17 protein-coding genes are annotated in these 22,026 nt (G+C 74.1%); 9 read left to right on the top strand and 8 right to left on the bottom strand.

Features of this window, described 5'->3' with window-relative positions; translation table 11 throughout:
• Positions 1 to 8: 8 nt before the first annotated feature.
• The 3 genes from JE024_RS10960 to JE024_RS10970 form a co-directional block, all read right to left on the bottom strand.
• Positions 9 to 776 (bottom strand): enoyl-CoA hydratase/isomerase family protein, encoded by a 768-nt coding sequence (locus tag JE024_RS10960; RefSeq protein ID WP_205373401.1) that lies wholly within the window; start codon positions 774 to 776, stop codon positions 9 to 11.
• 83 nt (positions 777 to 859) lie between these two features.
• Positions 860 to 2,101 carry a L,D-transpeptidase gene (locus JE024_RS10965; protein WP_205373402.1) on the bottom strand — a complete coding sequence of 414 codons (1,242 nt, stop codon included), beginning with the start codon at positions 2,099 to 2,101 and terminating at the stop codon, positions 860 to 862.
• A gap of 238 nt (positions 2,102 to 2,339) precedes the next feature.
• Complete coding sequence (locus tag JE024_RS10970; RefSeq protein ID WP_205373403.1) at positions 2,340 to 3,566, bottom strand: L,D-transpeptidase; 1,227 nt, start codon at positions 3,564 to 3,566, stop codon at positions 2,340 to 2,342.
• A gap of 225 nt (positions 3,567 to 3,791) precedes the next feature.
• On the opposite strand from JE024_RS10970, the gene glgX reads away from it, so the two are divergent.
• Positions 3,792 to 6,017, top strand: a complete 2,226-nt coding sequence (gene glgX / locus JE024_RS10975) for a glycogen debranching protein GlgX (protein ID WP_372449861.1) — start codon at positions 3,792 to 3,794, stop codon at positions 6,015 to 6,017.
• A gap of 90 nt (positions 6,018 to 6,107) precedes the next feature.
• On the opposite strand, the gene JE024_RS10980 is transcribed toward glgX, so the two are convergent.
• Positions 6,108 to 6,617 carry a hypothetical protein gene (locus JE024_RS10980; RefSeq protein ID WP_205373405.1) on the bottom strand — a complete coding sequence of 170 codons (510 nt, stop codon included), beginning with the start codon at positions 6,615 to 6,617 and terminating at the stop codon, positions 6,108 to 6,110.
• Positions 6,618 to 6,704: 87 nt separating this feature from the next.
• On the opposite strand from JE024_RS10980, the gene JE024_RS10985 reads away from it, so the two are divergent.
• Positions 6,705 to 7,046, top strand: a complete 342-nt coding sequence (locus JE024_RS10985) for a PadR family transcriptional regulator (protein ID WP_205373406.1) — start codon at positions 6,705 to 6,707, stop codon at positions 7,044 to 7,046.
• Positions 7,043 to 7,696 (top strand): permease prefix domain 1-containing protein, encoded by a 654-nt coding sequence (locus JE024_RS10990; RefSeq protein WP_205373407.1) that lies wholly within the window; start codon positions 7,043 to 7,045, stop codon positions 7,694 to 7,696. The genes JE024_RS10985 and JE024_RS10990 overlap by 4 nt, the downstream gene beginning before the upstream one ends.
• Positions 7,697 to 8,103: 407 nt before the next feature.
• Here JE024_RS10990 and JE024_RS10995 read toward each other — a convergent pair whose 3' ends face one another.
• From JE024_RS10995 to JE024_RS11010, 4 genes are read right to left on the bottom strand one after another with little or no spacing between them, the layout of a single operon-like run.
• Entirely contained in the window at positions 8,104 to 8,754 is a 651-nt protein-coding gene (locus tag JE024_RS10995) for a response regulator (RefSeq protein WP_205373408.1), read from the bottom strand.
• Complete coding sequence (locus tag JE024_RS11000) at positions 8,747 to 10,132, bottom strand: sensor histidine kinase (RefSeq protein WP_205373409.1); 1,386 nt, start codon at positions 10,130 to 10,132, stop codon at positions 8,747 to 8,749. Before JE024_RS11000 ends, JE024_RS10995 begins: the two co-directional genes overlap by 8 nt.
• 55 nt (positions 10,133 to 10,187) lie before the next feature.
• The gene (locus tag JE024_RS11005; protein WP_205373410.1) at positions 10,188 to 10,967 is read right to left on the bottom strand and encodes an ABC transporter permease; all 780 of its coding nucleotides are present in this window, start codon (positions 10,965 to 10,967) and stop codon (positions 10,188 to 10,190) included.
• Positions 10,964 to 11,938 carry an ABC transporter ATP-binding protein gene (locus tag JE024_RS11010; RefSeq protein WP_205373411.1) on the bottom strand — a complete coding sequence of 325 codons (975 nt, stop codon included), beginning with the start codon at positions 11,936 to 11,938 and terminating at the stop codon, positions 10,964 to 10,966. The genes JE024_RS11005 and JE024_RS11010 overlap by 4 nt, the downstream gene beginning before the upstream one ends.
• Before the next feature lie 355 nt (positions 11,939 to 12,293).
• Between JE024_RS11010 and JE024_RS11015 the strand changes: the two genes are divergently transcribed.
• From JE024_RS11015 to JE024_RS11040, 6 genes are all read left to right on the top strand, one after another.
• On the top strand, positions 12,294 to 14,318 hold the full coding sequence (locus JE024_RS11015; RefSeq protein ID WP_244882757.1) for an ABC transporter ATP-binding protein: 2,025 nt from the start codon (positions 12,294 to 12,296) through the stop codon (positions 14,316 to 14,318).
• Positions 14,315 to 16,228 (top strand): ABC transporter ATP-binding protein, encoded by a 1,914-nt coding sequence (locus JE024_RS11020; protein WP_205373412.1) that lies wholly within the window; start codon positions 14,315 to 14,317, stop codon positions 16,226 to 16,228. The genes JE024_RS11015 and JE024_RS11020 overlap by 4 nt, the downstream gene beginning before the upstream one ends.
• Before the next feature lie 546 nt (positions 16,229 to 16,774).
• Entirely contained in the window at positions 16,775 to 18,793 is a 2,019-nt protein-coding gene (locus JE024_RS11025; protein ID WP_205373413.1) for a M4 family metallopeptidase, read from the top strand.
• 130 nt (positions 18,794 to 18,923) lie between these two features.
• Complete coding sequence (locus tag JE024_RS11030; protein ID WP_205373414.1) at positions 18,924 to 19,616, top strand: response regulator; 693 nt, start codon at positions 18,924 to 18,926, stop codon at positions 19,614 to 19,616.
• Between the two features lie 32 nt (positions 19,617 to 19,648).
• Positions 19,649 to 20,398 (top strand): Clp protease N-terminal domain-containing protein, encoded by a 750-nt coding sequence (locus JE024_RS11035; RefSeq protein WP_205373415.1) that lies wholly within the window; start codon positions 19,649 to 19,651, stop codon positions 20,396 to 20,398.
• Between the two features lie 63 nt (positions 20,399 to 20,461).
• Positions 20,462 to 22,012, top strand: a complete 1,551-nt coding sequence (locus JE024_RS11040) for a sensor histidine kinase (protein WP_205373416.1) — start codon at positions 20,462 to 20,464, stop codon at positions 22,010 to 22,012.
• Positions 22,013 to 22,026 lie beyond the last annotated feature (14 nt).

The raw sequence follows: 22,026 nt of genomic DNA on the forward strand, positions 1-22,026 counted from the left end.
CGCAGCGATCAGGAGAACTTGGCCTTCCCGGGGCCCTCCTCCACGAAGCTGCGCATGCCCCGCTCACGGTCTTCGGTGGCGAACAGGCCCGCGAACCAGTTCCGTTCGATGGCGAGACCGGTCTCGATGTCGGTCTCCAGACCGGCGTCCACCGACTCCTTCGCGGCCCGCAGCGCCAGCGCGGGGCCCTTCGCCAGCCTGCCCGCCCACGCGAGCGCCTGCTCGTACACCTCGGCGGCGGGCACGACGCGGTCGACGAGCCCCAGCGACAGGGCCTCCTCCGCCTTGACCATCCGGCCCGTGAAGATCAGGTCCTTGGCGCGGGAGGGGCCGATCAGCCGGGACAGGCGCTGGGTGCCGCCGGCGCCCGGGATGAGGCCGAGAAGGATCTCCGGCTGACCGAGCTTCGCGTTCTCGGCGGCGATCCGGTAGTCGGCGCAGAGCGCCAGCTCGCAGCCGCCGCCGAGGGCGTAACCGGTCACGGCGGCCACCACGGGCTTCGGGATGCGGGCGACGGCGGTGAAGGCCTCCTGGAGACCCCGGGAGCGCAGGACCATCGCCGTGTGGTCCATGTTCTGCATCTCCTTGATGTCCGCGCCCGCCGCGAACACCCGCTCGCCTCCGTAGAGGATCACGGCCCGCACGTCGTCGCGCCGGGTCGCCTCCCCGGCGAGCTCGCGGAGCCGGTCCTGGACGGCGATGTCCAGGGCGTTCATCGGGGGCCGGTCCAGGCGGATCGTGCCGACGCCTTCGGAGACTTCGAGGGAAACAGTCATGGGCCGAAGGTTAGCCGCCGTTAACGGGACGGGGCCCGGTGCCGTTGCTCACAGCACCGGGCCCCGTCCGCGGGGTGCGCGGACTACTTCGTCCACTCGGCCCAGGACATGTTCCAGCCGTTCAGCCCGTTGTCGGGGGCGATCTGCTTGTCCTTGGAGTTCTTCACGACCACGACGTCGCCGATGATGGAGTTGTCGTAGAACCACGCCGAGGGCATGCCCTTGTCGTAGCCGCCGCGCACGTCCCGCAGGCCGATGCAGCCGTGGCTGACGTTCGCCGAACCGAAGGTCCCGGCCGAGGCCCAGTAGTTGCCGTGCACGAAGGTGCCCGAGGTGGACAGCCGCATCGCGTGGGGCACGTCCTTGATGTCGTACTCGCCGCCGAAGCCCACGGTGGCGCCGTTCATCCGGGTCACCTTGTACTTCTCGCTGATGACCATCTGGCCGTTGTACGTGGTGGTCGACGGCGCGCCCGCGGTGATCGGGACGTTCTTGATCTCCTTGCCGTCCCGCACGACGCTCATCGTGTGGGCCGCCGCGTCCACGGTGGAGACCTGGGAGCGGCCGATGGTGAAGGTGAAGGTCTTGGCCTGCTTGCCGTACACGCCCTCTCGGCCCTCGACGCCGTCGAGGTTGAGCTTGACGGTCACCTTGGTGCCGGCCGCCCAGTACTTCTCGGGACGGAAGTCGAGGCGGTCGTTGCCGAACCAGTGGCCCTCGACGGGCACGGCGGGCTCGGCCGTGACCTTGATCGCCTTCTCGACGCCCTCGGGGTTGGTGATGCCCCGGGTGAAGTTGATGGAGACCGGCATGCCGACGCCGACGGTCGAACCGTTCTCCGGCGTGTAGTGGCCGATGAAGGTGTTCTGCGGGACCAGCGTGGTGAACGTGGTGTCCTTGGCGGACTCACGGCCGTCCGCGTCCTTCGCCACCGCGTGGACCTTGTACTTGGTGGAGCCCGCCAGGTGGTGCAGCGGCTCCCAGCTCGCGCCGTCGGCGGATATCTTCCCCTCCACCGCGGTGCCCTTGTCGTCCTGCACCGTGACCGTGGTCAGCTTGCCCTTCTCCGCGGTCACCTTCAGCGCGCCCGTCGTCGCGACGGCGTCGGCGCCGTCCTTCGGCGCGATGTCCACCACGGCCTGGGAGGCGGCGTTCTCCACCGTCCCGCCGCCCTTGCCGTCGGACCGCGCGCCGTCCTTGCCGTCGTCGCCGCCACCGCAGGCCGTCAGCACCAGCAGCGCCCCCAGCGCCAGAGCGGACAGCCTGGCGCCCCCGCGCCTGCGTCCGGTCCGGACCGATGCCCCCGAAATCGGCTGCCCGTTCACCGTTGTCGTCTCCCCTCGCACGGCCTGGCAACGCCACGGCCCGCACCCCCGCGCACCTCACGCACGCACAGGGTTCAGAAAATCACACCGCACGTCATGAGAAGTCCCCTCGGATGTCACCGTTCCGTCCCAACTTCTCCGCCGGGACGGACGGTGAAACCGCTGATGAGGGTGGTGGCGGCGCGGGGCGGGAGGAGACCGCGCGCCGCGCCGGGGGCCCGGGCCGCCGCGGGCGGGATCAGCGCAGGGCCGAACCGGCCCGCCAGCGCTCCCAGTCGAGGTTCCAGCCGCCCAGACCGTTGTCCGGCGCGACCGTGCGGTCCTTGGAGTTGACGACCTCGACCACGTCGCCGATCAGGGTCCGGTCGAAGAACCAGCCGGCCGGGGACTCGCTGCTGCCGCCCTTGTCGTCCCGCAGGCCGACACAGCCGTGGGAGACGTTCTCGCTGCCGAAGGTCTCCGGCTCGGCCCAGTAGTTGCCGTGCAGGAAGGTGCCCGACGTGGTGAGCCGGATCGCGTGCGGCACGTCCTTGATGTCGTACTCGCCGCGGCCGTCCTTCGTGGTGAAGCCGACCGTCGCGCCGTTCATCCGGGTCACGTCGTACATCTCGGTGACCACCATCTTCCCGTTGTACGTGGTGGTCCTGGGCGCTCCCGCGGTGATCGGGACCTTCGCCAGCAGCGCGCCGTCGCGCACCACCCGCATGGTGTGCGCCTCGGCGTCGACCGTGGACACCTGCGAGCGCCCGATGGTGAACGTGATCCTCTTCTGCTGGATGCCGTAGGACCCGGGGGCCGCCGCCACGTCGCGCAGCCGCATGTCGACCGTCACCTTGGTGCCCGGCTTCCAGTACGCCCGCGGCCGGAAGTCGAGCCGCTCGGCGCCGAACCAGTGGCCGGCGACCTCCACCGGCGGATCGGACGTCACCCGGATCGCCCGTTCGACGGCCGCCCGGTTCTCGATCGCCCGGTTGAACGAGAACGAGACGATCATGCCGGTGCCGACGGTGGAGCGGTTCTCCGGCTTGAAGTAGCCGATGAAACGGCGCTCGGGGACGGCCGTGGTGAACGTCGTGTGCCGGGCGGTGCGCCGCCCCTGCTCGTCGAGGGCGACCACGTCGACGCTGTACTTGGCCGCGAGCCCCAGCCGGGCGCCTTCCTCCGGCGCCCAGCGCAGCCCGTCGCCGGAGATGCGCCCCGGCACTTCGGCGCTGCCCGCCGCCTCGACCCGGGTCACCTCCACCCGCTCCAGCCGGCCGCCGGCCAGCCGGACGGCGAGCGGGCCGTCCGGGCCGACGTCCTTCGCGCCGTCCCGCGGCGTCACCTGGATGGTCTCGTCGGGCGAGCGCGGCTTGCCCTCGCCGCCGTCCCCCGCGCCGGTGCACGCGGCGAGCCCCGCGATCAGCCCGGCCCCTGCCAGTGCGAGCCCCGCCCGCCGCCCTGCCCGCTTCAGTACATGTCTCACACAGGCCCAACGACGGCCCCCCTCCCCGGGCAACGTGGGCGCGCGATGTTGGGACGGGTGCCGCGCGGGAAGACATGACGGGAGGAGAGACGCGGGGCGAACGGCCGGGACGCCGTCCGCCCCCTGTCCGTGCCCCGCCGAAGGGCGGGGCGACGAGCCGCGGGAGGCCGCAGGGTGTCGAGCGCAGCCGAGCAGGAGACGGTGGACGACGGGGTGCGCGACGCCGTGCCGGCCGCCCTCGGACAGGCGGCCGGCCCGCGGGGACGCCCGGCCGGCGGCCCGGCCCGGCCGGTCTGGCCGGGTGCCCCGACACCGCTGGGGGCCCGGTACCGGGTGGGACCGGACGGTGCCGCCGGGACCAACTTCGCCCTCTGGGCAGGCGGGGCGGAGGGCGTGGAGCTGTGCCTCTTCGACGGCCCCGGGCCCTCGGCGGCCGAGACCAGGATGCCGCTGACGGAGCTGACCCACGGGATCTGGCACGGCTTCGTGCCCGGCATCGGCCCCGGGCAGCGCTACGGCTTCCGGGTGCAGGGCCGCTGGGACCCGTGGACGGGCGCCCGCTGGAATCCGGCCAAACTGCTCCTCGACCCGTACGCCCGCGCGGTGGACGGCGACTTCGCGCTGCCGCCGCAGGTGTACGGGCACGTCCGGGACTGGCCGGAGCAGCATGTCGCCGACACCGTCCGCGACGACCGGGACTCGGCGCCGTACGTGCCGAAGGCAGTCGTGGTGCACGACGAGGCGGGCGGCCAGGACGAGTGGATGGACGACCGCAGGCCCAAGACCCCTTGGGCCGACTCCGTCATCTACGAGGTGCACGTGCGCGGCTTCACCCGGCGGCACCCCGGGATCCCCGAGGAACTGCGGGGCACCTACGCGGGGCTGGCCCACCCCGCGGCGATCGAGCACCTGACCGGGCTCGGGGTGACGGCGGTCGAGCTGCTGCCGGTGCACCAGTTCGCCCACGAGGACCATCTGCTGCGCAGGGGCCTGGTCAACTACTGGGGCTACAACTCCATCGGCTACTTCGCCCCGCACGCCGGCTACGCGGCGACGGGCACGGCGGGGCAGCAGGTCGGCGAGTTCAAGCGGATGGTGCGGGCGCTGCACGAGGCCGGCATCGAGGTGATCCTCGACGTCGTCTACAACCACACCGCCGAGGCGGGCGAACTCGGCCCGACGCTGTCGCTGAAGGGCGTCGACAACCGCGGCTACTACCGGCTCCAGCAGGACGCCCGCCGGTACGCCGACTACACCGGCTGCGGCAACACCCTGCACGTGGTGCAGCCCCATGTGCTGCGGCTGATCACCGACTCGCTGCGGTACTGGGTCACGGAGATGGGCGTCGACGGCTTCCGCTTCGACCTGGCGGCCGCCCTCGCCCGCTCCATGCACGACGTGGACATGCTCTCCCCGTTCCTCGCCGTGATCGCCCAGGACCCGGTGCTGCGGCGGGTGAAGCTGATCGCCGAGCCGTGGGACGTGGGCAACGGCGGCTACCAGGTGGGGGCGTTCCCGCCGCTGTGGACGGAGTGGAACGACCGCTACCGCGACGCGGTGCGGGACTTCTGGCGGGGCGCGCTGCCCGATGTGCGGGACCTCGGCTACCGGCTGTCCGGGTCGAGCGACCTGTACGCCTGGGGCGGCAGGCGCCCGCACGCGTCGATCAACTTCGTCACCGCCCACGACGGCTTCACCCTGCGGGACCTGGTGAGCTACGACCACAAGCACAACGAGGCGAACGGCGAGGGCAACCGCGACGGCACGAACGACAACCGCTCCTGGAACTGCGGCGCCGAGGGCGAGACCGACGACCCCGAGGTCAACGCGCTGCGGCGGCGCCAGATGCGCAATCTGATCACCACCCTGCTGCTGTCCACGGGGGTGCCGATGCTGGTCGCCGGCGACGAGATGGGGCGCACCCAGGGCGGCAGCAACAACGCGTACTGCCAGGACAACGAGACGAGCTGGCTGGACTGGTCGCTGCCGGACGGGGAGCCGGGCCGGGGGCTGCTCGCCCTCACCCGCCGGCTGCTCGCCCTGCGCCAGGCCCATCCGGTGCTGCGCAGGCGGGCCTTCTTCTCCGGGCGCCCGCAGGCCCCCGACGGGCTGCGGGACCTGGCCTGGTTCACGGTGCGGGGCGCGGAGATGACCGAGGCCGACTGGTACGCCCGGTCGGCGACGCTGGCGCTGTTCCTGTCGGGCCGCGACATCCCGGGGCGGGACGCGCGGGGCGAGCAGGTGACCGACGACAGCTTCCTGACGGTGCTGCACGCCGGGGCGGATCCGGTGGACTTCCGGCTGCCGGGGCCGCCGTGGGCCCAGTCGTACGAGCTGGTGCTGGACACCTCGCGGGAGGAGCAGACCGAGGCGCCGGGCACGGTGCACGAGGGCGGTGCCGTGGTCACCGTGCCCGCGCGGTCGGTGCTGCTGCTGCGGGTGCGCGGCTGACGGGGGCTCGCGCCGGGGGCGGGGCTGTGCGGTCGAGACGGGGCGGACGGTCCGTCAGGCGCTGGTGGTCGAGCCCGGGCGGGCGGTCCGTCAGGCGCTGGTGGTCGAGCCCGGGCGGACGATCATCAGGACGACGACGACCGCCCAGAGCAGGTTGAAGACGCCGGTGAGCATGGCGAGCCGGGCGGCGGCGGCGCGGGGGCCGGGATGCGCGGGGGCCTCCGGCACCGGGGTGCCCGCCGTGGCGAGGAGGCGTTCCTGGCCCGGCAGGATCAGCGCGCCCAGGACGACCGCGGCGGCCGTGGTCAGCACCAGTGAGACGACCAGCCAGGCGTCGGTGAGCACACCGAGCCGCGCGCCGGTGGCGATGCCGAAAACCGGCACGCTCACGCCGACCACCGCGTAGACGCGGCAGATCCGGTGCAGGAAGGCCGCCGTGACCCAGCCGCCGAGCGGCGGCTGCCCGCCGGCCGCGCCGGGCCCGGCCGGATCGCCCGCGGTCTCCTTCACCGCGCGCGGGAACAGCGAGGCGGCGACGGCGACCGGGCCGATCGCCAGGATCGCGGCCAGGACGTGTACGGACAGCAGGAACTTGGTCACCGAGGACGCCTCCGGGACGGACCGTGCAGATATGTTGGCTGCCAATAGATAGCACGCCAAGACAACGGATGTGTAGGCTGCCTACTCATGAGAGGGGATCCCGTCCGCGGTCATCTCGACGGCCTGCTGCTCGCCGCCCTGGAGTCCGGGCCGAAGCACGGCTACGCGATCATCACGGCCGTACAGGAACGCAGCGCCGGCGCGCTGGAACTGCGCACCGGCACCACCTACCCGGCCCTCAACCGGCTGGAGCGGGCGGGCCTGCTCGCCAGCCGCTGGGAGTCCGTCGGGGAGCGGCGGCGCCGGTGCTACGAACTGACCGACGCGGGGCGCGCCTCGCTGGCCGAGGAACGCGCGTCGTGGCGGGAGTTCACCGCGGCGATCGGCTCCGTGCTCGATCCGGGGCCGCTGCCCGGGGCCGCCACATGAGCGGGGCGGCCGCCCGGCTGGTCGAGGGGCATGTCGCCGCCCTCGCCGAGGGGCTGCACGGCCCGGCCCGCGCCCGCGCCCGTCTGCTGCGCGAGGCGCACGACGGGCTGAGCGACGCCGTGGCCGACCTCGTGGGCCGGGGCGTGCCCGAGGGGCGCGCGGCCGAACGCGCGGTGCGGGACTTCGGCACCGCGGACGAGGTGCGGCCGGCCTTCCAGGCCGAACTCACCCTCGCCCAGGCGCGGGGGACGTCGCGGCTGCTCGCGCTGGTGCTGCCCGCGCTGATCGCCTGCTGGTACCTGGCCGCCACCGTCGCCCCCGCACCGGGCGACGCGGCGGCGCTCCTCGCCGGGCTGCTCGGGGCGGTCGCCGTGGGCGGCACGCTGCTCGCCGCCGGGGCGGCGGCGATGACCGGCGCGCTGGGCCGGGTCGTCCCGGCCCCGGCCCGCCTGCCGGAGGCCGTCGCCTGGACGGCCACCTGCATGAGCGTCGCGCTCGCGGTGGGGGCGCTGTCGCTGACCGCGGTCTGGACCGCCTCCGGCGACTGGGCGGCGGCGGGGGCGGCGGGCGCCCTGACCCTGCTCTCCCACGCCCGGGTCGGGTCGTCCGCCCGGGCCTGCCGGCGGTGCCTGGGGGGAGCGGGTCGCTGACCCGCAGGACCCGGCCGCGCACACGAGCCCGCGCCCCCCGGTGGGCGCAACACCGCGCTCCGCACGGAGTCCTCAGACACCGGACGGGCTGAAGCCACCCGACCCCGGCCCGATCCAGCCTCGCCGGCACTTGAGCCGCGGGCTGCGGGGCAGAGCCCCGCCGGACCCGCCTGCGCACACGACCCCGTGCCCCCCCAGTGGGCACAACACCGCGCTCCGCACGGAGTCCTCAGACACCGGACGGGCTGAAGCCACCCGACCCCGGCCCGATCCAGCCTCGCCGGCACTTGAGCCGCGGGGAGCGGGGCAGAGCCCCGCCGGACCCGGCCGCGCACACGGCCCCGTGCCCCCCGGTGGGCACAACACCGCGCTCCGCACGGTGTCGGGCCGGGTGTCGCCGAGCTCCGTCAGGAAGCCCCGAGGATGCCGCGGTCGTACGCGGTCGCCACCGCCGCCGCCCTGTCCTTCGCGCCGAGTTTGGCGAAGATGTGGGTGAGGTGGGTCTTCACGGTGGCCTCGCTGATGAACAGCTCCGCCGCGATCTCCTTGTTGGACGTGCCCTTGGCGACCAGCTCCAGCACGTCGCGCTCGCGGGCCGAGAGCTGTTCGCCGCCCGGGGACGCCGGGGTGCGGACGCGGGAGACCAGGCGGGAGGCGACGGCCGGCGAGAGGACGGTGCGGCCCTCGGCGGCCGCGCGCACGGCGGTGAACAGTTCGTCGCGCGGGGCGTCCTTGAGGAGGTAGCCGGTGGCGCCCGCCTCGATGGCGGGGAGCGTGTCGGAGTCGGTGTCGTAGGTGGTGAGCACCAGGACCCGGGAGCGCGCGCCCCTGCGGGCGAGTTCGGCGATGGCCGCCACTCCCCCGCCGCCCGGCATCCGCAGGTCCATCAGGACGACGTCCGGTGCGAGCCGGAGGGCGAGTTCGACGCCGGCGACGCCGTCCGCCGCCTCGCCGAGGACCCGGAAGCCGGGCGCGGACTCGAACATGCCGCGCAGGCCGTCCCGTACGACGGGATGGTCGTCGACGACGATCAGGGTGATGGTGTGCTGGTCAGCCATGGCGCACCAACGGTACGCGAGCGGAGACGGCGGTGCCCTGCCCGGGTTCGGCCTCGACGGCCGCGGAGCCGGCGATGCGTTCGGCGCGGGCGCGCATCCCGGCGAGGCCGAAGCCGCCGGTGCGCGAACGGGGCGGCAGGGCGAGGGGGTCGAAGCCGCGGCCGTCGTCGCGGATGTCGAGGGTGACCTCGTCGCCCATGTAGGACAGGGTCACGCCGACCCGGGTGGCGTCGGCGTGCCGCGCGGTGTTGGCGAGGGCCTCCTCGGCGATCCGCAGCAGGGTGCGGGCGACCTCGTCGTGGAGCGGCTCCTCGGTGCCGGTCACGGTGAGGCGGGCGGTGACCCCGTGGTCGTCGGACCAGGCGCGGACGGTGCGCTCCAGCGCCTCGGGCAGGCTGTCGTGCTCCAGCGCCGCGGGGGTGAGGTTGTGCACCGAGCGGCGGGCCTCGCCCAGGCTCTGGCGGGCGAGGTCGGCGGCACGGTCGACGTGCCGGCGGGCCAGCGCCGGGTCGGTGGCCGACTGCACCACCTGGAGCTGGGTGATGATGCCGGTGAGGCCCTGGGCGATGGTGTCGTGGATCTCCGCTGCGATCCTGCGCCGCTCGTCGGAGATGCCCGCCTCCCGTGCCTGGAGCAGCAGTTGGGCGTGCAGGCCGGCATTCTCCGCGAGGGCCTGCTCCAGGCGGGCGTTGGTGTGCTCCAGTTCCCTGATGGTGGTGATGCGCTGGCGGGCGCGTTCGGCCTCGTGGACGCCGATGTTCGAGAAGACCACGCACAGGGAGGCGTTGAGGAGGTACAGCGCCCCGAACAGGGCCCAGTTCATCCCGCTCGCGGGCGGCAGTCCGCCGGACTGCGAACCGGCCATGCTGACGGCGGTGGCGAGCAGTCCGATGCGGGCCCCGCGCCGCGGCAGCAGTTCCGTCGCGTCGAAGTAGCCCATCACCGCGTAGATGGCGTACAGCGGGTTGAGCCAGGTCAGGACGAAGGCGATGAGGGTGCGCAGGGCGAAGTGGAGCTGGGCGGCCGGGGCGTGCTCGGGTACGCCGGGGCGTATCGCGCTCCAGCGCCACTCCACCGCCAGCGCCACCAGCACCAGGCCGCCGGCCGCGTACATCTCGCCCGCCGTCATGAACGCCGGTGCGCTGGCGGCGGAGACCACCGTCGCGAGGGCGAGCAGGGCGTAGGGGCCGTGGACGAAGAAGCGCGCCCACAGGGAGTCCGGCAGGTCGCCGGCGGGCGGCGGCCCGGCCGCCGCCGGCCGCGGCCTCCCCCACCGGCCGCCCGCCGGGCGGCCCTCCGGGGTGGGCGCGCCGCAGGGCGTGCCGGGCGCCAGCGGTTCCCGTGATGCCCCCCGGGGCACCGTGTCCGACAGTCTCATGCGCTCAGTGTCGTGCACGGGCCCCGTCCCCGGCCCTGCTCCCGGCCCATTCCCCTCACTCCCAGCGGAACCAGCGGACCGCGGCCGCCGTGAGGACCACCGCCCACAGACCGGTCACCGTGAGGTCGCCCCAGGCGGGCCAGCCGCCCGCCGCGGCCTCGTCGAGGGCCTGGGCCGCCGCGCCGAACGGGGTGAAGGCGACGACGTTCGCGAGGGTGTCGGGCATGGCCTGCACCGGCACCCAGACGCCGGCCGTGAACATGCTGGGGAAGAAGACGGCGGACCCGACGGCGGTGGCGATCTTCTGGTTCGGCGACACGGCGCACACCGTCGCGCCGAGGGCCAGCGCGGCGGCGGTCGTCAGCACCAGCGCCAGTACGTAGCCGGCGAACTGCCCGGGCAGCGCGACGCCGAAGGCGATCCGCCCGATCGCGACGGCCAGCACGGAGGCGACGAGGACCGCCGCGCCGTGCAGCACGAGCTGGGAGGCGAGCAGGGCGGAGGGGCGCACGGGGGTGGTGTGCATCCGGCGCAGGATGCCGCGCTCGCGGTAGCCGGTGAGGATCGGCGGCATGGCCTGGAGACCCGCCATGATCGTCGCGAGCAGCACCACGACGGGGACGTAGAGGTCGATGACGCTCAGTCCGGCCAAGTCGTCGGAGGGCTCCCGGAAGGACGGGATCAGTCCGAGGATCGTCAGCAGGACGCTCGGGAACACCACCACCCAGAAGAGCGCGGCGGGCTCCCGGGCGAACAGGCGGGCCTCGGTGCGCAGGACGGCGAGGGCCGCCGCGCGGCGCACGGGGGCGGGGGTGACGGTGACGGCGGCGGTCATCGGGTCCTCTCTTCGTGCGCGGGGGTGTGCGCGGGAGCGTGCTCGTCGGCTTCGGCGTCGGCGGCGTCGGGTGCCGCGGATCCGGTCAGGTCGAGGAAGGCGTCGTCGAGCGTGGCGTCGGAGACCCGCAGCCGTGCGGCGGTGATGCGGTGGCGGGCGAGCAGCGACACGACGGCGTCGACCGTCTCGTCGGTGCCGTTGATCACGATGCGGTCCGCCCGGCGCTCGATCGACACCGCCTGCGGCAGCCGGTCCAGTTCGTCCTGGTCCAGCGGCTGGGAGGGGGTGAACGAGATGACGGTGGACGCCGTGGAGCGCGACACGAGACCGGCGGGGGTGTCGAGGGCCGCCACCCGTCCCTGGTCGATGACGGCGATGCGGTCGCAGAGGCGCTGCGCCTCCTCCATGAAGTGGGTGACCAGCAGCACGGTCACCCCGGAGTCGCGGACCTCCTCGATGAGCTGCCAGGTGTCCCGGCGGGCCCGGGGGTCGAGGCCGGTGGTGAGCTCGTCGAGGACGACCACCCGGGGGTTGCCGATCAGGGCCAGCGCGATGGACAGCCGCTGCCGCTGCCCTCCGGAGAGCGCGGCGAACCGGGTGGTGAGCTTCTCCTCCAGGCCGAGGCGCCCGACCAGCGCGCGCCAGTCGGCGGGGTGCTCGTAGAACTTCGTGTACTGCTCCAGCGCCTCGCGGACGGTGATCTTCGGCTGGAGCTCGCTCTGCTGGAGCTGGGCGCCGAGCACCGTCGTGAGCCGGTCGTGGTCGCGCACCGGGTCGAGCCCGGCGACACTGACCGTGCCGCTGTCGGGGACGCGCAGTCCCTCGACGCACTCGACGGTGGTGGTCTTGCCCGCCCCGTTGGAGCCGAGGATCCCGAAGATCTCCCCCTCCTCGACGGTGAAGCTCACCCCGTCGACGACGTTGCGTCCGCCGTACGCCTTGCGCAGGTCCTTCACTTCGACAATCGCCATGGCGGAAGCCTCCCGCGGGGGGCGGCGCCGGCGGTATCGGCCGTCGCGCCCGACCGGGCATCGTCCGTTCGCCCGGGCATCGTCCGATCGGACGATGCCCGGGCTACGACCTCCGGGGCGCCGGCACCCCCGACGAGGGCGGCGGGTGCGCCGAGCAGGCACTCCGGGCGGGCGGGGCGGGTGCGGCCGGGCGGAGGGGCCGGGCGTGGCGGGGAGGGGAGGGCGGGGACGGCCGGGCGGGAGGCGCGGGTACGGCCGGGTGGACGGGGCGGGCGCGGCGGGGCGGGGCGGGGCGGGCGTGGCGGGGCGGAAAACCATGTGAGGCTGTCAGTGGCGAACCGTAGGCTCGCTCCTGATGCCCTCCTTCGACAACGACACCCAGGACCGGTCCGCCGTGCGCTCGCTGCTGCGCCTGTGGCCGTACGTACGGCCGGTGCGCACCCGGCTCTTCAGCGCGGCGTTCGTCGCCGTGGTGGCCTCGTGCCTGAGCCTCGTCATCCCGCTGGTGCTCAAGTGGATCGTGGACGGCCCGGTGGCGGACCGCGACCCCGGCGGGGTGTGGCTCGGGGCGCTGGCGCTGCTGCTGCTCGGGATCACCGAGGCGGTGCTCTTCGGTTTCCGGCGCTGGCTGGTCGCCCGGCCGCTCGCGGGGGTGGAGGCGGCCATGCGGGCCGACCTGTTCCGCCATCTCCAGCGGCTGCCGGTCGCCTTCCACGACCGGTGGGCGTCGGGGCAGCTCCTGTCGCGCGGCACCACGGACCTGATGCTGCTGCGGATGTTCCTGGCGTTCCCGCTGACCTTCCTGCTCGTCAACGGCACGACCATCCTGGCCGGTTTCGTCATCCTGTTCCTCCAGGAGTGGACGCTCGGGCTGCTGCTGCTCGCGCCGGTGGTGCCGCTGGTGGTGGCGTGCTCCCTCTTCGAGTCGCGGTACTCGCTGGCGGCCCGGCGGTCCCAGGACCAGGTGGGCGATCTGACCACCGTCGTCGAGGAGAGCGTGCTGGGCATCCGGGTGGTCAAGGGCTTCGGACGCCACCGCAGCCAGGCCACGGCCTTCCGGGAGATGGCGGAGCGGCTGCGCGGCACGGAGCTGCTCAAGGCGCGTCTGCTGGGCGGGATCTGGGCGCTGATCACGGTGATCCCCGAGCTGGCCGTCGGTGCGGCACTGGTCCTCGGCACCGTGCAGGTGGCCGACGGCGACCTGTCCGCCGGGACCCTGGTGGCCTTCCTGTCGACGGCGCTGGCGCTGCGCTGGCCGGTGGACTCGATCGGCTTCCTGCTCGCCATGAGCCAGGAGGCCGCGACCGCGGCCGACCGCTACTTCGAGGTGATGGACGCCGCCGTGGAGCACGAGAGCCACGACGGCGCCCCGGAGGCGGAGCGGGCACCCGGCACGGCGGACGGCCTGCGGTTCGAGGGCGTGGTGTTCCGCTACCCGGACGCGCCCGCGGACGGCGAGCCGGTCCTCGGCCGGATCGACCTGCATGTGCGTTCCGGCGAGACGATGGCGCTCGTCGGCGGCACCGGCAGCGGGAAGACGACGCTGACGGCGCTGGTGCCGCGGCTGTACGACGTGGACGCGGGGCGGATCCTGCTCGACGGCCACGACGTCACCGGCATGCCGCGGGAGCGGCTGCGGGAACTGGTGTCGGTCGCCTTCGAGGAGCCCACGCTGTTCTCGGCGAGCGTCGGCGAGAACGTGCTGATGGGCGCGGGCGGCGGCGCGGGCGACGCGGAGCTGCGGCGCGCGCTGGACATCGCCCAGGCCGGCTTCGTGGACGGTCTGCCGCACGGGGCCGGCACCCAGGTCGGCGAGCAGGGCCTCAGCCTGTCGGGCGGTCAGCGCCAGCGTCTCGCGCTGGCCAGGGCGGTCGTCGGGCAGCCGCGCTTCCTGGTCCTCGACGACCCGCTGTCGGCGCTCGACGTGCACACGGAGGCGCTGGTGGAGGCGGCACTGCGCGAGGTCCTCGCCGGCACCACGGCGCTGGTCGTGGCGCACCGCCCGTCGACGGTGATGCTCGCCGACCGGGTCGCGCTGCTGTCCGGCGGGCGGATCGCGGCGGTGGGCACCCATCACGAACTGCTGCGCGACAACGCGGAGTACGCGTGGCTGATGTCGGGCGGCGCGGAGCGGCCGGCACCGGGCGGGCCGCCCGGCACGGCGGCGGCGGCCTACAGAGCACAGGCGGGCGGCGGAGCGCACGCGGGCGGCGAAGCACAGGCGGCCGACGGAGCACCAACGGACGGCGAAGCGCACGCGGGCGGCGGAGCGCACGCGGCCGACGGAGCAAAAGCGGACGGCGGAGCACAGGCGCGCGGCGGAGCACGGGCGGCCGGGGCCGCGGAGAGCGCCGCGGGCGCGGAAGGGAGCATCCGGTGACGGCGGGTCCGGCGACGGTTTCGGCGAAGGAGCCCGCGGAGGAGCGGCCGAAGGACGCGGATCCCGGCGCGGGCTCGGGCGGACCCGGCCCGGTGCCGGAGCCCGGTGCGGAGGCGGGCGACCCGTTCGACCGGGACGCCCTGCCCGCGCCGCGCGGGGCCACCGGCGCGCTGCTGCGCTCGCTGCTGGCGCCGCGCCGCGCCCGGGTGGCGTTCGCCGCGGTGCTCCTGCTGCTCCAGCAGGCGGCGGTGCAGGCCGGGCCGCTGCTCGTCGCGTACGCCATCGACCGGGGCGTGCCCGCCTTCCGGGCGGGCGACAACGGGCCGCTGGTCGCGGTGGGCGCCGGCTACGCCGTCTGCGCCGTCGGGGCGGGGGCGCTCCAGTACGGCTTCATCCGCGCCTCGGCACGGGTCAACCAGGACGTGCTGCTCGACCTGCGGGGCCGCATCTTCCGGCATGCGCAGGCGCTCAGCGTCGACTTCCACGAGCGGTACACCTCGGGCCGGCTGATCTCGCGTTCCACCACGGACGTGGAGTCGCTCCAGGAGCTGCTGAGCGAGGGCCTCCAGGAACTGATCGGCGTCGTCCTGTCGTTCGTGTACATCTCCGCGATGCTGCTCTGGCTCGACCTGGGGCTCGGCGGTGTCGCGGTGCTGTCCTTCGTCCCGCTGTACCTGCTGGTGCGGCTCTACCAGCGGCGGGCGAAGTCCGTCTTCATGACCCGGTCGACGGCGATCGCCGCGGTGATCGTCAAGTTCGCCGAGACGATGAACGGCATCCGCCCGGTGCGCGCCTTCCGCCGCGAGCGGGCCAACGACGAGGCGTTCGCGGGGCTGAACCACCGCCACGAGCGGAGCAACGGGGACGCGCTGCTGGAGATGGCCCGCTATGTGGTCGGCTCCCGGCTGGTGGCCAACACGGCGGTCGCCGCGATGGTGCTCTGGGGTGCGTACCGGGTCGCGTCGGGCACCCTGGCGCTCGGGGTGCTGGCGGCGGCGGTGCTCTACCTGCGGCGGCTGTACGACCCGATCGACCGGCTGGGGATGTTCCTCAACTCCTACCAGTCGGCGGCCGCCTCGCTGGAGAAGATCGCCGGTCTGCTGGCGCAGGTGCCGTCCGTCCCGGAGGCGGCCCGTCCCCGCGAGCTGCCGGTGCGCGGCGGCACGGGAGCCGGGCGCGAGGTGGTCTTCGAGGGGGTCGGCTTCGCCTACCGCACGGGCGGCGAGGTGCTGCCCCGGTTCGACCTGACCGTCCCGGCCGGCCAGACGGTGGCGGTCGTCGGTTCGACGGGCGCGGGCAAGTCCACCCTGGCCAAGCTGCTCGCCCGGTTCTACGACCCGACCGAGGGGCGGGTGCTGCTCGACGGGACGGACCTGCGCGAGCTGTCGCTGCCCGAACTGCGCCGCGGGGTGGTGATGGTGACGCAGGAGGCGTTCCTGTTCTCCGGCACGGTCGCGGAGAACATCGCGATCGGGCGTCCGGAGGCGAGCCGCGCGGAGATCGAGCAGGCGGCGAAGGCGATCGGCGCGCACGACTTCATCGCGTCGCTCCCCGACGGCTACGACACGGACGTGCGCAAGCGGGGCGGGCGCATCTCGGCAGGTCAGCGTCAGCTCGTGGCATTCGCCCGGGCGCTGCTCGCCGATCCGGCGGTGCTGATCCTGGACGAGGCGACGAGTTCGCTGGACATCCCGGGCGAGCGGGCGGTGCAGCAGGCGATGGACACGGTGCTGCGGGGGCGTACGGCGGTGGTGATCGCGCACCGGCTGTCGACGGTGGAGATCGCGGACCGGGTGCTGGTGATGGAGTCGGGGCGGATCGTGGAGGACGGCACTCCGGCCGAACTCATCGGCGGCGAGGGCCGGTTCGCGGGGCTGCACCGGGCGTGGCGCGAGAGCCTGGCCGGCTGACCCGCCCCGTGTGCCCGTCCGAGGGCGGGCACACGGGCCCGCACGGACGGGCACCGCCGGAGCGACCCGGGCTCCGGCGCGCCCTCGCCGTGCCCGCCGCCCCGCCGTGCGGGCTTCCGCGCGCCGGGGTGCTCCACGCGGGCGTACGCCGGGGGCGCTCGGATCCGGCCAAGCGCCGGGGGTGTCGGCCCCCCGGCCGCGACGCCACGCTCCACACTCCTGTCACATTCCGAGACGTCCCCGCGGGGCCCCGCCGCCCATTCGTCCCCGGCCTGGGGCTACATCCCGGCGGCACCGTCCGCCCACGCGACGAAACGTCCGCTTAACGAACATCAGCCATCGGACACCGGACGATTTCCGGCCAACTTCTTGTCGCGCTCCTGACAGGAACCGTTCACGACTGCCACTCTTCCCCCGTTCCACGCAACGGTGTTCCACCGCTCCAGATCCACCGCGCAGCACCGTATTCCACGCTCCGCACGCCCCACTGCACGCCCGGCCGGCCCGACCCAGCCGACCGGTACCCCCCTCGCAGAAGGAGTCCGCGTGAGACCCACGCATCGCCGTCGCGCCACCGCGACCGGAGCCCTCATCGCGTCGGCAGCCCTGATAGCCGTCGGCTTCCAGACCGGCACCTCCGCCGCGGCCCCCGCGGCCGCCCCGGCCGCACAGGCGTCCGCGGCCGACCCGGGCGCCCTGCCCAAGAGCCTCACCCCGGCTCAGCGCGCCGAGCTGATCCGCGCGGCGACCGCCACCACGGCCGCCACCGCGAAGGAACTGGGCCTGGGCGCCCAGGAGAAGCTCGTCGTCCGCGACGTCACGCAGGACCGCGACGGCACCACGCACACCCGCTACGAGCGCACCTACGCCGGGCTGCCGGTCCTCGGCGGCGACCTGGTGGTCGCCGAGACCGCGGCCGGGGCCACCGAGGCGGTCACCAAGGCCAACCGGGCCCAGCTGAGGGGCATCGCCACCACGGCCGGCGTGGCGGCGGCCACCGCCGAGAAGCAGGCGCTCGGCGCGGCGAAGGCGGAGGGCTCCAAGGCGACGGAGGCCGAGCGCGCCCCGCGCAAGGTGGTCTGGATGGGCACGGGCAGCCCCACGCTCGCCTACGAGACGGTGGTCGGCGGCCTCCAGCACGACGGCACCCCGAACGAGCTGCACGTGGTCACCGACGCGGCCACCGGCGAGAAGCTCTTCGAGTGGCAGGCCGTCCACAACGGCACCGGCAACACCCAGTACAGCGGCACGGTCACCCTGGGCACGGCCCCGTCCTACTCGCTGACGGACACCACCCGCGGCAACCACAAGACCAACAACCTCAACCGGGGCACGTCGGGCACCGGCACGCTGTTCTCGGGCTCCGACGACGTCTGGGGCGACGGCACCCCGGGCAACGCGGAGACGGCCGGCGCGGACGCCCACTACGGCGCCGCGCTGACGTGGGACTACTTCAAGAACGTGCACGGCCGTTCGGGCATCCGGGGCGACGGCGTCGGCGCCTACTCCCGTGTGCACTACGGGAACAACTACGTCAACGCGTTCTGGCAGGACAGCTGCTTCTGCATGACGTACGGCGACGGCGCGGGCAACGCGAAGCCGCTGACGTCGATCGACGTCGCCGCCCACGAGATGAGCCACGGCGTCACCTCCAACACCGCGGGCCTGGTCTACAGCGGTGAGTCCGGCGGCCTGAACGAGGCGACCAGCGACATCTTCGCCGCCGCCGTCGAGTTCCACGCCAACAACAGCTCGGACGTGGGCGACTACCTGGTCGGCGAGAAGATCGACATCCGGGGCAACGGCACGCCGCTGCGGTACATGGACAAGCCGAGCAAGGACGGCTCGTCGAAGGACTACTGGTACTCCGGCATCGGCAGCATCGACGTCCACTACTCCTCGGGCCCGGCGAACCACTGGTTCTACCTGCTCTCCGAGGGCAGCGGCGCGAAGACGGTCAACGGCGTGAGCTACGACTCGCCCACCTCGGACGGTCTGCCGGTCACCGGCATCGGCCGCGAGAAGGCCGCGCTGATCTGGTACAAGGCGCTGACCACCAAGTTCAACTCGACCACCAACTACGCGGCCGCCCGCACCGGCACCCTCGCCGTGGCGACGGAGCTGTACGGCGCGAGCAGCGCCGAGGTGAAGTCGGTGACCGACGCGTGGGCCGGCATCAACGTCGGCGCCCGCCCCGGCGGCGGCAACCCCGACCCGGGCACGGTCTTCGAGAACGCCGCCGACGTCGCCATCCCGGACGCCGGCGCCGCGGTGACCTCCACGGTCAACGTGACCGGCCGCACCGGCAACGCCCCGGCCGCGCTGAAGGTCGACGTGGACATCGTCCACACCTGGCGCGGCGACCTGGTGATCGACCTGGTCGCCCCGGACGGCACCGCCTTCCGCCTGAAGAACTCCAGCAGTTCGGACTCGGCGGACAACGTCCAGGCGCAGTACACCGTCAACGCCTCCGGCGAGGTGGCCAACGGCGCCTGGAAGCTGCGGGTGCAGGACGTGGCCCGGTACGACACGGGCTACATCAACAGCTGGAAGCTCACCTTCTGAGCCGGCCCCGCACCGGCTGAGAACCACCGAGCACGGCTGAGCGACACCGACACACCATCGAGGAACCGGCCGCCCGGGGTGCCCCACGCGCCCCGGGCGGCCGCGCGTCGTGCCGTCGTACAGTGACCGGATGATCAGGGTGCTGCTGGCCGACGACGAGGCACTGATGCGGGCCGGTGTACGGGCGGTGCTCGGCGCGGATCCCGGGATCGAGGTGGTCGCGGAGGCCGCCGACGGCCGGGAGGCCGTGTCGCTCGCCCTCGCCCACCGGCCGGACGTCGCGCTGCTGGACGTCCGGATGCCCCGGCTGGACGGCCTCGCGGCGGCCGAGGAACTGCGCCGCGCGGCACCCAGCACCGCCGTCGTGATGCTGACGACGTTCTCCGAGGACGAGTACATCGAGCGGGCGCTCGGCTGCGGCGCGGCCGGCTTCCTCCTCAAGTCCGGTGATCCGCGCGAACTGATCGCGGGGGTACGGGCGGTGACGGAGGGCGCCGCCTTCCTCTCGCCGGTGATCGCCCGGCGGGTCATCGACCGCCTCGGCACGGGCCGGCTGACCCGCGGCGCCTCGGCGCTGGCGGCCCTGGAGCCGCTGACGGGGCGGGAACGGGAGGTGGTGGCACTGGTGGGCGCGGGGCTGTCGAACGCGGAGATCGCCGCCCGGCTGCATGTCGTGGAGAGCACGGTCAAGGCCCATGTCAGCGCCGTCCTGGGGAGGACCGGGCTGCGCAACCGGGTGCGGCTGGCCGTCCTCGCGTACGAGGCGGGGCTGGTGGAGGAGCCGCCCGCACCGCCCCCGGCACGATCGTCAACCACGGGTTGACGATCCGGGGAGCGTCAACCTAGGGTTGTCGCATGACGGACACCGATCCCGTGCGTCTCACGCACCCCGTGCGGCTCGACGATCTGATCGAAGCCATCAAGAAGGCCCACTCCCAGCCCCTCGACCAGCTCTCCGACGCGGTCATCGCGGCGGACCACCTCGGCGACATCGCCGACCACCTCATCGGCCACTTCGTGGACCAGGCCCGCCGGTCCGGCGCGTCCTGGACCGACATCGGCACCTCCATGGGCGTCACCAAGCAGGCCGCCCAGAAGCGCTTCGTGACCAAGCAGTCCGACCAGCCGCTCGACCTCGACCCCAGCCAGGGCTTCGCCCGCTTCACCCCCCGGGCCAGGAACGTCGTCGCGGCGGCCGCCAACGAGGCGGTCGCCGCCCGCAACGCGCTCGTCGGGCCCGAACACCTCGTCCTCGGCCTGCTCGCCGAACCCGACGGCCTCGCCGTGAAGGCGCTCGCCGCCCAGGGCGCCGCCCCGGACGCGATCCGCGCCGCGGCCTCGGCGGCGCTCCCGCCGGCCGCGGACGAACTCCCGGAGATCGCCCCGTACGACGCCCGCGCCCGCAAGGTGCTGGAGCTGACCTTCCGTGAGGCACTGCGCCTCGGCCACAACTACATCGGCACCGAGCACATCCTGCTCGCCCTGCTGGAGGCGGAGGACGGCAGCGGGCCGCTGGCCACGCTCGGCGTCGGCAAGGAAGCCGCCGATCAGTGGGTGACCGACACCCTCGCGGTGTTCCTGGCAGCACGGCAGCAGCAGCAATAGGGGTCCCCCCACCCCCACTTCCGTCGGGGGCCCCGGACGCGGGGTCCCTGACAGGGTGGGGGCATGCGCAGAGAGAACACCCGCGAAGTCCTCACCGACCTGGCGCTGTGGGCGGTGCTCGCCCTGTGCGTCCTGCTGCGCTCCGACCCGGACGACGGCGGCTCCTGGTGGTGGGTCGCCACCGGCGTCCCGCTGCTCGGCGCCGCCGTCCTGCTGTGCCGCACCGCGCCGCTGGTGTCCCTGGGCATCGCCGTCGCGCTGAGCGCCTGGCAGACACCCGAACTCTTCACCGCCTCCTACGCCCCCGCCATGGCCGCGTTCGGCTACCTCTCCGGCCGGCGCACCGCGACGGCCCGCCCCGCGCTGCTCGCCTTCGGCGCGACGGCCGCCGCCGGGCTCGTCCTGTGCCTGGCCCTCAGCGACCTGTGGAGCTGGTTCGCCCTCCTGGTCACCCTGCTGCTGGTGGTCGTCGTCCCGTGGCTGTCCGGCCGCTACGTGCGCCAGTACGCCCAACTGGTCTCCACCGGATGGCGGCTGGCCGAGCACATGGAACGCGAGCGGGAGGCCGCCGCCGACCGCGAGCGGCTGCGCGAACGCTCCCGCATCGCCGGGGACATGCACGACTCCCTCGGCCACGACCTGTCCCTGATCGCCGTCCGGGCCGCCGCGCTGGAGGTCGACGCGAGTCTCGGCGAGCGGCAGCGCGAGGCGGCGGGCGAGCTGCGCCGGGCGGCCGCCGACGCGACCGCCCGGCTGCGCGACATCGTCGGGGTGCTCCGGGAGGACGGCACGCCGGCGCCGACCGCGCCGTACGGGGAGACCGTGGCCGCCCTCGCCGAACGGGCCCGCGAGGCGGGCCTCGACGTCACCCTGGACGAGGCCCCCGCACCGGCCCCACTGCCGCCGATGACGGCCCTGGCCGTCCACCGGGTCGTCCAGGAGTCCCTGACCAACGCGGCCAAGCACGCGCCGGGCGCCGCCGTGCGGGTGTCCGTCGCGTATGCCGTGGACACCCGCACCGTCACCGTCACGGTCGCGAGCGGCCCGGGCGACGGGGGCGCCGCGCCGGCCGCCTCGGGGGGCACCGGCCTCGTCGGCCTCGACGAACGCGTCCGCCTCGCCGGCGGCACCCTCGCCCACGGCCCCGGCGCCGGCGGCTTCACCGTCACCGCGCGGCTCCCGCTGTCGCCCGGCGTGCGTCCGGCCGCGCCCGCCCCCACCACGGCCGGCGAACTCCACGACGCCCGGCGCCGGGTGCGCCGCAACCTGCTCCAGGCGGTCACCGTCCCGCTCGCCGCCGGCCTGGCGCTCGCCCTGCTGATCCTGGGCTTCCGCTTCTGGAGCGACTCGCGCACGGTGATGGACCCGGCGCAGTACGACGCCCTGCGCGTCGGCGACACCCGCGCCGAGGTGCTGACCCGTCTCCCCCGGCTCTCCCTCGACGGCCCGCCGGCCGGCGTCCCGCCGGAGCCGGCCGGGGCGGGCGCCTGCGAGTACTACCGGGCGGAGCGGTACGAGGCCACCCCGGCCTACCGGCTCTGCTTCAGGGACGGCCGGCTGCTGTCGAAGACGGTCGTCACGGACGTGGCGAACGAAGAGGACCGCCCCCGGTGACACCGGGGACGGTC

The organism is Streptomyces zhihengii, from assembly GCF_016919245.1.
GTDB classification, from domain to species: Bacteria; Actinomycetota; Actinomycetes; order Streptomycetales; family Streptomycetaceae; genus Streptomyces; species Streptomyces zhihengii.

What these genes read in the sequence shown, in the direction of transcription:
- JE024_RS10960 (WP_205373401.1), bottom strand. Translation starts at nt 776, where the DNA reads ATGACTGTTTCCCTCGAAGTCTCCGAAGGCGTCGGCACGATCCGCCTG.
- JE024_RS10985 (WP_205373406.1), top strand. Translation starts at nt 6,705, where the DNA reads ATGAGAGGGGATCCCGTCCGCGGTCATCTCGACGGCCTGCTGCTCGCC.
- JE024_RS10990 (WP_205373407.1), top strand. Translation starts at nt 7,043, where the DNA reads ATGAGCGGGGCGGCCGCCCGGCTGGTCGAGGGGCATGTCGCCGCCCTC.
- JE024_RS10995 (WP_205373408.1), bottom strand. Translation starts at nt 8,754, where the DNA reads ATGGCTGACCAGCACACCATCACCCTGATCGTCGTCGACGACCATCCC.
- JE024_RS11000 (WP_205373409.1), bottom strand. Translation starts at nt 10,132, where the DNA reads ATGAGACTGTCGGACACGGTGCCCCGGGGGGCATCACGGGAACCGCTG.
- JE024_RS11005 (WP_205373410.1), bottom strand. Translation starts at nt 10,967, where the DNA reads ATGACCGCCGCCGTCACCGTCACCCCCGCCCCCGTGCGCCGCGCGGCG.
- JE024_RS11010 (WP_205373411.1), bottom strand. Translation starts at nt 11,938, where the DNA reads ATGGCGATTGTCGAAGTGAAGGACCTGCGCAAGGCGTACGGCGGACGC.
- JE024_RS11015 (WP_244882757.1), top strand. Translation starts at nt 12,294, where the DNA reads ATGCCCTCCTTCGACAACGACACCCAGGACCGGTCCGCCGTGCGCTCG.
- JE024_RS11030 (WP_205373414.1), top strand. Translation starts at nt 18,924, where the DNA reads ATGATCAGGGTGCTGCTGGCCGACGACGAGGCACTGATGCGGGCCGGT.
- JE024_RS11035 (WP_205373415.1), top strand. Translation starts at nt 19,649, where the DNA reads ATGACGGACACCGATCCCGTGCGTCTCACGCACCCCGTGCGGCTCGAC.
- JE024_RS11040 (WP_205373416.1), top strand. Translation starts at nt 20,462, where the DNA reads ATGCGCAGAGAGAACACCCGCGAAGTCCTCACCGACCTGGCGCTGTGG.